At 68.1% G+C, this 12,170-nt stretch carries 12 protein-coding genes; 11 read left to right on the forward strand and 1 reads right to left on the reverse strand.

Annotated elements, in window-relative coordinates; translation table 11 throughout:
* Positions 1 to 50 precede the first annotated feature (50 nt).
* Positions 51 to 1,370: an MFS transporter gene (locus tag NIBR502771_RS05760; protein WP_141158891.1), complete on the reverse strand. Its 1,320-nt coding sequence runs from the start codon at positions 1,368 to 1,370 to the stop codon at positions 51 to 53.
* 230 nt (positions 1,371 to 1,600) lie between these two features.
* Between NIBR502771_RS05760 and NIBR502771_RS05765 the strand changes: the two genes are divergently transcribed.
* The 11 genes from NIBR502771_RS05765 (at position 1,601) to NIBR502771_RS05815 (ending at position 12,170) form a co-directional block, all read left to right on the forward strand.
* A complete protein-coding gene (locus NIBR502771_RS05765) occupies positions 1,601 to 2,458 on the forward strand; it encodes an IclR family transcriptional regulator (RefSeq protein ID WP_141158892.1) in 858 nt (285 codons plus the stop codon).
* 154 nt (positions 2,459 to 2,612) lie between these two features.
* Positions 2,613 to 3,494, forward strand: coding sequence for a shikimate dehydrogenase (locus tag NIBR502771_RS05770; RefSeq protein ID WP_141158893.1), 882 nt, complete (start codon positions 2,613 to 2,615; stop codon positions 3,492 to 3,494).
* On the forward strand, positions 3,494 to 5,365 hold the full coding sequence (locus NIBR502771_RS05775) for a bifunctional sugar phosphate isomerase/epimerase/4-hydroxyphenylpyruvate dioxygenase family protein (RefSeq protein WP_141158894.1): 1,872 nt from the start codon (positions 3,494 to 3,496) through the stop codon (positions 5,363 to 5,365). Before NIBR502771_RS05770 ends, NIBR502771_RS05775 begins: the two co-directional genes overlap by 1 nt.
* 58 nt (positions 5,366 to 5,423) lie before the next feature.
* Entirely contained in the window at positions 5,424 to 6,296 is an 873-nt protein-coding gene (pcaH, locus tag NIBR502771_RS05780) for a protocatechuate 3,4-dioxygenase subunit beta (protein ID WP_141158895.1), read from the forward strand.
* Positions 6,297 to 6,301: 5 nt separating this feature from the next.
* A complete protein-coding gene (pcaG, locus tag NIBR502771_RS05785; protein ID WP_141158896.1) occupies positions 6,302 to 6,856 on the forward strand; it encodes a protocatechuate 3,4-dioxygenase subunit alpha in 555 nt (184 codons plus the stop codon).
* Complete coding sequence (locus tag NIBR502771_RS05790; protein ID WP_141158897.1) at positions 6,853 to 8,331, forward strand: lyase family protein; 1,479 nt, start codon at positions 6,853 to 6,855, stop codon at positions 8,329 to 8,331. The genes pcaG and NIBR502771_RS05790 overlap by 4 nt, the downstream gene beginning before the upstream one ends.
* Positions 8,324 to 9,142, forward strand: coding sequence for an alpha/beta fold hydrolase (locus NIBR502771_RS05795; protein ID WP_141158898.1), 819 nt, complete (start codon positions 8,324 to 8,326; stop codon positions 9,140 to 9,142). The genes NIBR502771_RS05790 and NIBR502771_RS05795 overlap by 8 nt, the downstream gene beginning before the upstream one ends.
* Entirely contained in the window at positions 9,139 to 9,579 is a 441-nt protein-coding gene (gene pcaC, locus NIBR502771_RS05800) for a 4-carboxymuconolactone decarboxylase (RefSeq protein WP_141158899.1), read from the forward strand. The genes NIBR502771_RS05795 and pcaC overlap by 4 nt, the downstream gene beginning before the upstream one ends.
* A complete protein-coding gene (locus NIBR502771_RS05805; protein WP_141158900.1) occupies positions 9,576 to 10,775 on the forward strand; it encodes a thiolase family protein in 1,200 nt (399 codons plus the stop codon). The genes pcaC and NIBR502771_RS05805 overlap by 4 nt, the downstream gene beginning before the upstream one ends.
* The gene (locus NIBR502771_RS05810; RefSeq protein WP_141158901.1) at positions 10,775 to 11,464 is read left to right on the forward strand and encodes a 3-oxoacid CoA-transferase subunit A; all 690 of its coding nucleotides are present in this window, start codon (positions 10,775 to 10,777) and stop codon (positions 11,462 to 11,464) included. The genes NIBR502771_RS05805 and NIBR502771_RS05810 overlap by 1 nt, the downstream gene beginning before the upstream one ends.
* A 1-nt stretch (position 11,465) precedes the next feature.
* Complete coding sequence (locus NIBR502771_RS05815; RefSeq protein WP_141158902.1) at positions 11,466 to 12,170, forward strand: 3-oxoacid CoA-transferase subunit B; 705 nt, start codon at positions 11,466 to 11,468, stop codon at positions 12,168 to 12,170.

The following is a 12,170-nucleotide window of genomic DNA, read 5'->3' on the forward strand; positions in this document are numbered from 1 at the left end:
GGCGGGCTCTCCGGCCTGGAAACCGGGCCAGTCTGTAAGCGGCGGACGGCCTACTTCAGGCCGAGCAGCCTGGTGGGCGTCCGGAAGGACTCCCGGGCCGTCAGGGCGGACACTGCTGCAACGGCGCAGATGATGGCGGTGAAGATGCTGATCTGCACCCAGCCGCCGGGCTTGATGCCACCCATGGCCGCAACGATTGCCGGGGCGAACCCTGCCATCAGGAAGCCGAGCTGCGTGCCGATGGCCAGGCCGGAGAAGCGGACCTTGGTGCTGAACATCTCGGCGTAGAAGGAGGGCCAGACGGCGTTGGCTGCCGCGTAGCCTCCGGAGAAGTAGCCAATGGCGGCCAGGAACATCAGGGGGATGCTGCCGGACTCCAGGCTGAGCAGGAACACCGGGGTGAGGATTGCACTGGCCACGGCGCCGTAGATGAAGACGGGCTTGCGGCCGATCTTGTCCGCCAGCATCCCGAAGAGCGGCTGCGTGCCCAGGGCCACCAGGTTTGCACCCACGACGAGCCACAGGGTGGTGGTGCCGTCCACGCCGGCCACGGTCTTGGCGTAGCTGATGGCCAGGGTGCCGAACACGGTGGAGACGGCGGCGATGAACGCGCAGCAGATGACGCGGAGGACGTCGCGCCAGTGGCCCTTGAGCAGGTCGGCGACGGGCAACTTGGCGATCTGGGCGGTCTTGCGTGCTTCTTCGAAGGCGGGCGGTTCGTGCAGGGTGCGGCGGATCAGGAACGCCACCACCACCACCACGGCGCTGAGCCAGAACGGGATGCGCCAGCCGATGCCGAACTTGATCTCATCCGGCAGGGCCAGGACGGGGATGAACACCAGGGCTGCGAGGATCTGGCCGCCCTGGGTGCCGGTGAGGGTCCAGGAGGTGAAGAAGGAACGGCGGTTGTCCGGCGCGTGCTCGAGGGTCATGGAGGAGGCGCCGGCTTGCTCGCCTGCGGCCGAGAGGCCCTGGCAGAGGCGGGCGAGCACCAGCAGGACGGGAGCCCACCAGCCGACGGTCTTGAAGTCCGGCAGGCAGCCGATCACGAAGGTGGAGGCACCCATCAGCAACAGCGTAAACATCAGCACCTTGCGGCGGCCCACGCGGTCGCCGAAGTGGCCCAGGATGATGGCGCCCACCGGCCGGGCCACGTAGGCGAAGCCGAACGTGGCAAAGGACATGATGGCCGCATTGGTGTCGGCGTCGGGGAAGAAGACCTTGGGGAAGATCAGTGCGGCTGCGGAGCCGAAGATGAAGAAGTCGTAATACTCGACGGCGCTGCCGAGGAAGCTGGCGAGGGCTGCCTTCTTGGGCGTCCCGCCGGAGGTGAGGGCACCCGCCCCGGCGGACGGAAGTGTCTGGCTCATGGTGTTCCTTTGGTGTGACGACATTGTCGCGGATGGATCTGGGGGTCGCAGCCGCCGTTGCCTTGGTGCGGGCGGCGATGCGGCTGGAGTCCGGTGGAAAGACCCGGCAAGGGTAGCCACATGGTGGGAGCTACTTGTGCGATACAGAAACTATGACTGTGAGGATGGTCACCTGTCAAGAAAATAATCACCATCTAGAAATAGCTCTCACATTGTGGCAATATCGAAGCATGAGTGTGAACCAAGCCACAATGAACGACGACGTTCAGCCGGACCCTGCCGCGCTGGCCGAAGAGCCCGGGGGTGGGACCAAGGTGGGGCCGAAGAAGGCGGCGGACCGGACGGACATGGTGGGCAAAGCCCTGGGACTGCTGGTGCTGCTGGGGGAGGAGCCCCGTGGCGCAAGTGCCGCCGACATATCCCGCCGGGCGGAACTGCCGTTCAGCACTACCTACCGCCTGCTCGGATCACTGGCGCGCGACGGATTCGTGGACTACGAGCCGGATGGCCGCCGCTACCACCTCGGCCTCCGGATCTTCCAGCTGGGCCAGCGTGTTTCCAACCACCACGGTTTCGCCGGCACGGCCATGCCGGTATTGCGCAGGGTGACTGCCGAAACCGGCGAAGCAACCATCCTCAGCGTCCGGGACGGCCTCCACCACCTCACCGTCAGCAAAGTGGACGGCCCGCAGATCTTCCGGGTGACCAGCGACCCCGGCCACCTGGGATCTTTGTCCACCACCGCCGTCGGGAAGGCCCTGGTGGCATTCGCCGAGGACGGGGAGCGCGAAAAGCTCCTCGCGGAGTTGCCGCTTGAGCCGCTGACCGGGAAGTCCATCACGGACCGGGAGGCGTTCAGGGCCGAGATTGCCCAGGTCCGCCGGCAGGGCTACGCCGTCATGGATGAAGAGAATGAGGCCGGCATGCGGGCGGTTGCCGTCCCGCTGCTCAACAGCCAAGGCCACGCCTTCGCGTCACTGGCAACGGCTGTTCCCGTCTTCCGGCTGGACCTTGAGGACCTGATCGCCCATGTTCCCCTGCTGCAGGAGGCCGCCGCCGAGCTTGCGGCCCGGCTTCCGCAGCGATAGCGGGCCCAGCGCCCCAACAACTTTTCGCCCCTATTTGTTCGTATAAAGAACATAAGTGCGATAAGTGAACATCTGTTGTACTGTAATCCCTATCACCCCGCAGCGCGGCCCGAGGTCCGCGCCTGCCCGGTGCCGTATCAAAGGAGCTGCACGCATGAGCATTCGAACTGAGTCCTACCTGGTGGGACTGGTTGGTGACGGCGTCACGCCATCGCTCACGCCACCCATGCACGAACGGGAAGGTGACGTGCAGGGCCTGCGCTACCTGTACCGGCCCATCGACCTGCTCGAACTGGGGTTGACCGGGGAAGCGGTGGGAGCCATCCTGCAGAGCGCCCGCACCCTGGGTTTCAACGGACTGAACATCACCCACCCCTGCAAGCAGCTGGTACTCCAGCACCTGGACGAGGTCAGCCCGGACGCCCGCCGGCTCGGCGCCGTGAACACCGTGGTCATCCGGGACGGCCGCTTCATCGGCCACAACACGGACTTTTCCGGCTTCGCCGCCGCCCTGGCATCCGGCCTGCCCGGCGCGCGGCTGGACCGCGTGGTGCAGCTCGGCGCAGGAGGTGCCGGCTCCGCCGTCGCGTACGCCCTGCTCAGCGCAGGCGTTAAAACCCTGGACCTGGTGGACATGGATCCCCAGCGCGCCGCAGCGCGCGCCGCCGAACTGGCAGGATTCTTCCCGGACAGCACCGTGGCGGCACGCACGACGACGGAGCTGCCGCAGCTGATGCCGCTGGCCGACGGCCTGGTGCACTGCACACCCGTTGGCATGGCAGCCCACCCCGGCGTCCCGCTGGACCTGGACCTGCTCGAGCCCCGGCACTGGGTGGCCGACATTGTCTACCGCCCCATCGACACGGAACTGGTCCGCGGCGCCCGCGCCAAGGGCTGCGAGGTCCTGGACGGCGGCCGCATGGCGGTGGGCCAGGCCGCCGACGCGTTCCGGATCTTCACCGGGCTGGACGCTGACCCGGAGCGCATGCGCTCGCACTTCCTGGACCTTGTAGCCGCCGAGGAGGTGGCCGCCTGATGCGCACCGGTATCGCCACCGTCTGCCTTTCCGGCACCTTGAAGGAAAAGATGCAGGCCTGCGCCATCGCGGGCTTCGACGGCATCGAGATCTTCGAACAGGACCTTGTCACTTCGCCGCTCAGCCCGGAAGACGTCCGGAAAATGGCTGCAGACCTGGGGCTTGGCCTGGACCTTTACCAGCCTTTCCGGGATTTCGACGGCGTCACCCCGGACCTGCTCAAAGCCAACCTCCGGCGCGCCGAGGCCAAGTTCAAACTCATGGCACGCCTGGGCATGGACACCATCCTGGTGTGCTCGAACGTTGCCACCGCCACCATCGACGACGATGCCGTCCGCGCCGAACAACTGGCACAGCTCGCCAACCTGGCCGGGGACCACGGCGTCAAGGTGGCCTACGAGGCCCTGGCGTGGGGCAAGTACGTCAACGACTACGAGCACGCCTACCGCCTGGTGGAGATGGTGGACCATCCCAACCTGGGCACCTGCCTGGATTCCTTCCACATCCTCTCCCGCGACTGGGACACCGCCCCCATCGAGGACATCAACGCGGACAAGATCTTCTTTGTCCAGGTGGCGGACGCCCCCAAGCTCTCCATGGACGTGCTGTCCTGGAGCCGCCACTACCGGGTGTTCCCGGGGGAAGGACAGTTCGAGCTGGCCAAGTTCATGGGCCACGTGGTCCGCGCGGGCTACACCGGGCCGGTTTCGCTCGAGGTCTTCAACGACGTCTTCCGCCAGTCGGACGTGGAACGCACCGCGGTGGATGCGATGCGTTCACTGATCTGGCTGGAGGAGCAAAGCGCCAAATGGCTCGCCGGCAATGAAGCCACGCCCGGCAACCCAGCCGCGCTCCGCCGTCGTTATCCCATGGAACTGGCCACGCTGCCCAAGGTGAACGAACCCGCCGGCTTCAACTTCGCCGAGGTCAAGGCGGACGACACCGCCCAGCTGGAGAAGCTCCTGGGCCAGCTCGGTTTCCAGTTCGAAGGCCGCCACCGGACCAAGGACGTGCAGCTGTGGACCATGGGCCAGGCACGCGTGATCATCAACGAACAGGCAGCGCAGCACGCGGAGCCCGCCATCGCCGCGCTGGGATTCGACGTCGATTCACCCGTGATTGCCTCCGCCCGCGCCCAGCAGCTCAAGGCCCCTGTGGTGGCCCGCAAGGTCCAGGCGGACGAGGAAGTGTTCCAGGGCATTGCCGCCCCGGACTCCACCGAAATCTTCCTCTGCCAGGGCAGCCCGGACGGCACCGCGGCCTGGACCCACGAATTCGGCGAAGGGCTCGAACACCCCTCACCGGGAGCCCGGGCCGTGATTGACCACGTCAACCTGGCCCAGCCGTGGCAGCACTTCGATGAAGCTGTCCTCTTCTACACCAGCGCCCTGGCCCTGGAGCCGCAGCCCTTCGCGGAGGTTCCCAGCCCCAGCGGCCTGGTGCGCTCGCAGGTAATGCAGACTTCCGACGGCGCGGTGCGGCTGGTCCTGAACCTCGCCCCGATCCAGCAGACCAGGAACGAGGCCCGCAAGACCTACCAGGAACACATCGCCTTCGCCGTGGAGGACCTGGTGGCCACCGCCCGGGCCGCCCGGGAGCGCGGCCTTGAATTCCTGCAGATCCCGGCCAACTACTACGAGGACCTGGACGCCCGGTTCGACCTGGAACCCGGATTCCTGGCCACCCTGCAGGAGCTCAACCTGCTCTTCGACCGGGATGCCGACGGCGAGTTCCTGCACTTCTACACCGCCACCGTGGGCAGCGTGTTCTTCGAAATGGTGGAACGCCGCGGCGGCTATGACGGTTATGGCGCCCCGAACGCCCCGGTCCGGCACGCGGTCCAATACGACTCGCTGCACCGCACCACCTAAACCCGCACCACCAAGTACCCAGCCGCAACAAACCCAACAGATCAGAAAGGAGCCAGCGGTGAAGGAAGACATCAACGCCGAGCTGGAGTCGGAAGAGCTCGTGCCCCCGGCCGAACCGAAGGCTGCCCACCAGCCCCTGGACAAGGCCATCGAGTCGCAGGCGGACCTCAGCGCAGAGATCAACGCCATCGGCGAGGCCTACCGCCGCGCGCTCAAGGACGGCGGCCAGCCGGAGATCCAGCCCCGGCTGGACTATCCGCCGTACCGCAGCAGCATCCTGCGCCACCCCACCAAGAGCCTGCAGCACGCGGACCCGGAAACCATCGAGCTCTACTCGCCGGCCTTCGGGCACCAGGACGTGCACGCCCTGGAATCGGACCTGACCATCCAGCACAACGGCGAACCCCTGGGCGAGCGCATCATCGTCTCCGGCAAGGTCCTGGACGGCGACGGCCGCCCGGTGGCAGGACAGCTGGTGGAGATCTGGCAGGCCAACTCCTCCGGCCGCTACATCCACAAGCGTGACCAGCACCCCGCACCCATCGACCCCAACTTCACCGGCATTGGCCGCTGCATCACCGGCCCGGACGGTTCGTACCGGTTCACCACCATCAAGCCCGGCGCTTACCCGTGGAAGAACCACCTGAACGCGTGGCGGCCGGCCCACATCCACTTCTCGCTGTTCGGCACCGAGTTCACCCAGCGCATCATCACCCAGATGTACTTCCCCGGCGACCAGCTCTTCCCGCTGGACCCGATCTACCAGACCATCGTGGACCAGGACGCCCGCGACCGGCTGGTGGCCACCTATGACCACAGCATCACCGAGCCCGAATGGGCCCTCGGCTACAACTGGGACATCGTCCTGACCGGTCCCAAGCGGACCTGGACCGAAAACGAGGCGCTCGGCGCCGCAGGCGACGAGGAGTAGGAAAGATGACCAAACTGGTACCCACCCCCGGCCAGACCGTGGGCCCGTTCTACGGCTACGCGCTCCCGTTCGAGAAGGACAACGAACTCCTGCCCCCCGGCTTCCCGGGCTCCATCCGCCTGCAGGGCACCGTCTATGACGGCGCCGGCCACACCATCCCGGACGCCATCCTGGAGATCTGGCAGCCGGACGCCGACGGCAAGGTTGTCCAGCGCACCGGTTCCCTGGTCCGCGACGGCTACACCTTCACCGGCTGGGGCCGCGGCGCCGTGGGCAACTCCGGCGTCTTCACCTTCACCACCGTCAACCCCGGCCCCACCAAGCCGGGTGCGGCCCCGTTCATTTCCGTGGCGCTCTTCGCCCGCGGCCTGACCAACCGGCTGTTCACCCGCATCTACCTGCCGGAGGACACCGAGGCACTGGCCAACGACCCGCTGCTGGGCTCCCTGGAGCCGGAGCGCCGCGAGACGCTCATTGCACGCCGCGACCCCGATGGGGGCCTCACCTGGGACATCCGCCTCCAGGGTGAGGGCGAGACGGTCTTCCTGGACTTCCAGTGACCCACGCCGCCGCTTTGGGAGACTTGCGCGCCTTCGCGGAAGAGGCCGACGCCGGCCTGCTCACCCCCGTCTCAGCGTCGCCGTTGGTGGCGGCGCTGACGGGGGACCGGGCAGTGCTGGCGGCCATCCTCGCCGTCGAGGCCGGCTGGGCCGCCGTGCTGGAACGGGCCGGGCTGGCACCCGCCGGTTCGGCCGCCGTCGTGGCCTCCGCTGCCGAGGCGGGGCGCTACGACCTTGCAGGCATAGCGCTGCGCGCCCAGGGCGGCGGCAACCCGGTGATCCCGCTGCTGGCCGACCTCCGGAAGAACGTGGCGGCGCTCGATGCCGCCGGAGTCGGTGCCACGAAGGCCGTGCACACCTCCCTGACCAGCCAGGACGTCCTGGACACGGCCCTGATGCTACTGGCCCGCAATACCGTCCACGCGGTGCTGGCGGACCTGAAAGGCACCACGACGGCGCTGGCGCACCTTGCTGGGCAGCATGCGGACACGCTGTGCGTGGGCAGGAGCCTGACGCAGCATTCGCTGCCCTACACCTTCGGGCTGCGGGCCGCGCAGTGGTTCCAGGGCGTGGCCGCCGCGGGGCGGCAACTGGAAAACCTGGAGTTCCCGGTCCAGTTCGGCGGGGCGGCGGGAACACTCGCCGCCGGAACCGTGCTGACGGATGGCTCCCAGGCCACGCCGTTCACCCTGGCCGACGCCCTGGCGGACCAGCTGGGCCTGGCCCCGGCCACGGCTCCCTGGCACACCAACCGTTTGGCCATCACATCCCTGGGGCACGCGCTGGCATCCGTACTCGACGCCTTTGGCAAGATCGCCGCCGACGTCCTGTTCCTGAGCCGGCCCGAGGTGGCTGAGGTCGCCGAGCCGCGGGCGGCCGGGCGGGGCGTGTCCTCGGCCATGCCGCAGAAGCAGAACCCGGTGCTGTCCGTCCTGGTCCGGAGCGCCGCGCTGCAGGCACCACAGCTGGCCGCCCAGCTGCACGTGGCCGCCGCCAACTTCAACGACGAACGCCCGGACGGCGCCTGGCATACCGAATGGCCGGCCCTCCGCCAGCTGCTGGCCCTGGCCCTCGGCGCCGCAGGCCATCTGCGGGAACTCGCCGAAGGGCTCCGGGTGTTCCCGGACGGCATGCGCCGCAACCTCGACCTGTCCGGCCCGCTGCTGCTGGCCGAAGGCGTCACCGCCGCCGTGGCTCCGCTGCTGGCGGAGCAGGACGGGCGCACCGGCAAGCAGCAGCTGCAGCACGTGGTGGACCGGACCCTTGAAGCACCTCCTTCGGAGCAGGCCGCCGCCTACCGCAAGCTGTTCCGCGAAGCCGTTCCCGCCGCCGTCGTCCCTGACGCCCGGCTGGAGGAACTCCTGGACCCCGCCAGCTACCTGGGCCAATCGGCGGAGATTACCCGCCGCATCCTTGCCGCCTACCCCGAATTTGATTCCACCACCACCGACGCGAATGGAGCTTCCCGTGGCTAAGCCGGCCTTGAAGGCAGCGCTGCTGTCCCCCCAACGTCCCCTGGGCGACCACCCCCTGATCGTGGCAGGGCCGTCCCTGGGCACCTCCACGATCCTGTGGAACAGGGTGGCGTCCCTGCTCGGCGGTGATTACGACGTGGTGGCCTGGGACCTCCCCGGCCACGGGGTTTCGCCGGCTGCCAGCGAAGGATTCGACGTCGCCGCGCTCGCTGACGCCGTGGTGGACCTGGTGGACTCCATCGCCCCCGGCGAAAACTTCCACTATGCCGGGGTTTCCCTGGGCGGCGCGGTGGGCCTCCAGCTGGGCATCAAGCACGGTGAACGGCTGAAGAGCCTCTCCGTACAGAACAGCGGCGCCAAGATCGGCACCCCCGAAGGCTGGCTGGAGCGCGCGGAAACCGTCCGCACGCAGGGCACGCCGGTCATGATCCAGGGGTCCGCCCAGCGCTGGTTCGCGCCCGGCTTCATGGACCGGGAACCCGAGTTCAGCAGCCGGCTCCTGCACGCCCTGCGCGACGCCGACCGCTTCAGCTACGCCTTCTGCTGCGAGGCGCTGGCCGCCTTCGACGTCCGGGAGGAGCTGGGCAGCATCACCGTCCCCACCCAGGTTATCGCCGGGTCCCTGGACGGCGTCGCCACCCCCGCCATGGCCGAGGAAGTGGCAGGGGGTATCACCGCAGCGGGAGGCACTGCGACGGCGGTGACCGTGGAGGGCATCTCGCACCTGGCACCCGCGGAGGCCCCGGCCCACGTCGCAGACCTGATGCGCAGCCTGGCCACCTGGGCCGAATCACGGCAGGCTGCCAAGTGAGCGGCGCTGAGGGGGGCGGCCCGGAGCGCCATGGAGTGGTCCAGCCCGGTGCCACCAGCCAGGAAATCTACGACGGCGGCATGGTGGTCCGGCGCGAAGTGCTCGGCGACGCGCACGTGGACCGGGCCAACGCCAACAAAGATGAATTCACCGACGACTTCCAGGACATGATCACCCGCATCGCCTGGGGCGGAATCTGGACCCGGCCCGGCCTGACCCGCCAGATGCGCTCCGCGGTCACCATCACCGCCATGGTGGCGCACGGGCACTGGGAGGAGTTGGCCATGCACATCCGCGCCGCCCTCCGGAATGGCCTCAGCAGGGACGAGATCAAGGAAATCCTGCTGCAGACCGCCATCTACTGCGGAGTCCCCTCCGCCAACACCGCCTTCAAGACCGCCCAGCAGGTCTTTCGAGAAATGGATACCACCGTATGAACCAGGCTTTTGTGTACGACGCCGTGCGTACCCCCTTTGGCAAGTTCGGCTCGGGCCTCGCGGCCGTCCGTCCGGATGACCTTGCGGCGCACGTGATCAGGGAGTCCGTGCAGCGTGCACCGGGACTCGATGTGGAGCGGATCGATGAGGTGGTGTTCGGCAACGCGAACGGCGCCGGTGAGGAGAACCGGAACATCGCGCGGATGGGCACGCTGCTGGCCGGGCTGCCGGTGTCCATCCCGGGCACCACGGTGAACCGGCTCTGCGGCTCTTCGCTGGATGCCGCGATCATCGCGTCGCGGCAGGTCAACGCTGGCGACGCCGACCTGGTGCTGGTGGGCGGGGCCGAGTCGATGTCCCGTGCCCCGTGGGTACTGCCCAAGACGGAGAAGCCGTACCCGGCCGGGGACATGACCCTGGCCTCCACGACGCTGGGCTGGCGGCTGGTGAACAAGGCGATGCCGAAGGAGTGGACCATCTCCCTGGGGGAGGCCACCGAGCGGCTGCGCGAGAAGTACGGCGTGACCCGGGAGGCGCAGGACGAGTTCGCCGCTGCCTCGCACAACTTGTCTGCCGCTGCCTGGGATGAAGGGTTTTACGACAACCTGGTCGCCCCGGTGCCCGGGACGGACCTGGTGCGGGATGAGGGCATCCGGGCGGGTTCGTCCGCCGAGAAACTCGCCGGGCTCAAAACCGTGTTCCGGACCGGGGACGGCACGGTCACCGCGGGCAACGCGTCGCCGTTGTCCGACGGCGCCTCCGCGGCGTGGATCGGGTCCGAGGCGGCCGCCGGGCTGCTGGGGCTGGATCCGCTGTCCCGCATCGCGGGGCGCGGGGCGCACGCGAATGATCCGCAGTACTTCGGCTACGCCCCCGTCGAGGCTGCGAACAAGGCCCTCGAGAAGGCGGGCATCGGCTGGGAGCAGGTGGGCGCCGTCGAACTTAACGAAGCCTTCGCCGCGCAGTCCCTGGCGTGCATCAACGCCTGGGGGATTGACCACTCGATCGTGAACCGGCACGGCGGCGCGATCGCCATGGGGCACCCGCTGGGTGCTTCCGGGACCCGGATCCTGGGCACCTTGGCCCGGTCCCTGCAGGCCTCCGGCGAACGCTGGGGCGTCGCGGCCATCTGCATCGGCGTCGGCCAGGGCCTGGCCGTCGTGCTCGAAAACGTCACCGCTGGAAAGGACCAGTAATGCTGAACTTCGTAGATTCGGTCCAGGACGCCGTGGCCGGCATCAAGGACGGCTCCACCGTGATGATCGGCGGGTTCGGCAACGCCGGCCAGCCGTTCGAACTGATCGACGCGCTGCTGGACTGCGGCGCCACGGACCTGACCGTGGTGAACAACAACGCGGGCCAGGGTGACCAGGGCCTGGCCCTGCTGATCAAGGAGGGCCGGGTGAAGAAGATGATCTGCTCCTTCCCGCGGCAGTCCGACTCCTGGCACTTCGACGCCAAGTACAAGGCCGGCGAAATCGAACTCGAACTCGTCCCGCAGGGCAACCTCGCCGAACGCATCCGCGCCGCCGGCGCCGGCATCGGCGGGTTCTTCACCCCCACCGGGTACGGCACCATGCTGGCCGAGGGCAAGGAAACCCGCATCATTGACGGCCGCGGGCAGGTCTTCGAAACCCCCATCCACGCCGATGTGGCCCTCATCAAGGCCCTGAAGGCGGACGGGAAGGGCAACCTGGTGTACCGCAAGACGGCCCGGAACTTCGGCCCCATCATGGCCGCTGCGGCGAAGCACACCATCGTCCAGGTGTCCGAGATCGTCCCCACCGGCGGGCTGGACCCGGAAAACGTGGTCACCCCGGGGATCTACGTCAACAGCATCGTCAAAGTTGCCGGCAGCGGCAGCGCAGCAGAAAAGGCGGCCTGACATGAGCGTGCAGTCCAACGAAAAGTCCCTCCAGACCTCCGCCACACCCCTGGGCCGCGATGACCTGGCCCGCCTGGTGGCCACGGACATCGCGCCCGGGTCCTTCGTAAACCTGGGCATCGGCCAGCCCACCCTGGTGTCCAACTACCTCACCGAGGAACAGAACATCACCCTTCACACGGAAAACGGGATGCTCGGCATGGGCCCGGAAGCCAAGGGCGGGGAGATCGACGAGGACCTGATCAACGCCGGCAAGATCCCCGTCACCGAACTGCCCGGCGCATCCTACTTCCACCACGCGGACTCGTTCGCGATCATGCGCGGCGGCCACCTGGACATCTGCGTCCTGGGTGCTTTCCAGGTCTCCGCCACCGGGGACCTGGCGAACTGGCACACCGGGGCACCCGGGGCGATTCCCGCCGTCGGCGGTGCCATGGACCTGGCAACCGGCGCCAAGGACGTCTTCGTGATGATGACCCTCCTGACCCGCGACGGCGCCTCAAAGATCGTGGACGCCTGCACCTACCCGGTCACCGGCGTCGGCTGCGTTACCCGGGTCTACACGGACAAGGGAGTGTTCCTCACCGGCCCGGACGGCGTCAGCGTCCGGGAAACCTTCGGCTGCACCCTCGAGGAACTCCAGGAACTTGTTCCGGTCCCGCTCAAGGCCGCACCCGCCGAACGCCAGGACCCGCGCGCATCCTAG

This window comes from Pseudarthrobacter sp. NIBRBAC000502771 (assembly GCF_006517215.1).
Taxonomy (GTDB): Bacteria; Actinomycetota; Actinomycetes; order Actinomycetales; family Micrococcaceae; genus Arthrobacter; species Arthrobacter niigatensis.

What these genes read in the sequence shown, in the direction of transcription:
- NIBR502771_RS05815 (WP_141158902.1), top strand. Translation starts at nt 11,466, where the DNA reads ATGAGCGTGCAGTCCAACGAAAAGTCCCTCCAGACCTCCGCCACACCC.
- NIBR502771_RS05805 (WP_141158900.1), top strand. Translation starts at nt 9,576, where the DNA reads ATGAACCAGGCTTTTGTGTACGACGCCGTGCGTACCCCCTTTGGCAAG.
- NIBR502771_RS05810 (WP_141158901.1), top strand. Translation starts at nt 10,775, where the DNA reads ATGCTGAACTTCGTAGATTCGGTCCAGGACGCCGTGGCCGGCATCAAG.
- pcaG (WP_141158896.1), top strand. Translation starts at nt 6,302, where the DNA reads ATGACCAAACTGGTACCCACCCCCGGCCAGACCGTGGGCCCGTTCTAC.
- NIBR502771_RS05765 (WP_141158892.1), top strand. Translation starts at nt 1,601, where the DNA reads ATGAGTGTGAACCAAGCCACAATGAACGACGACGTTCAGCCGGACCCT.
- NIBR502771_RS05760 (WP_141158891.1), bottom strand. Translation starts at nt 1,370, where the DNA reads ATGAGCCAGACACTTCCGTCCGCCGGGGCGGGTGCCCTCACCTCCGGC.
- NIBR502771_RS05770 (WP_141158893.1), top strand. Translation starts at nt 2,613, where the DNA reads ATGAGCATTCGAACTGAGTCCTACCTGGTGGGACTGGTTGGTGACGGC.
- NIBR502771_RS05775 (WP_141158894.1), top strand. Translation starts at nt 3,494, where the DNA reads ATGCGCACCGGTATCGCCACCGTCTGCCTTTCCGGCACCTTGAAGGAA.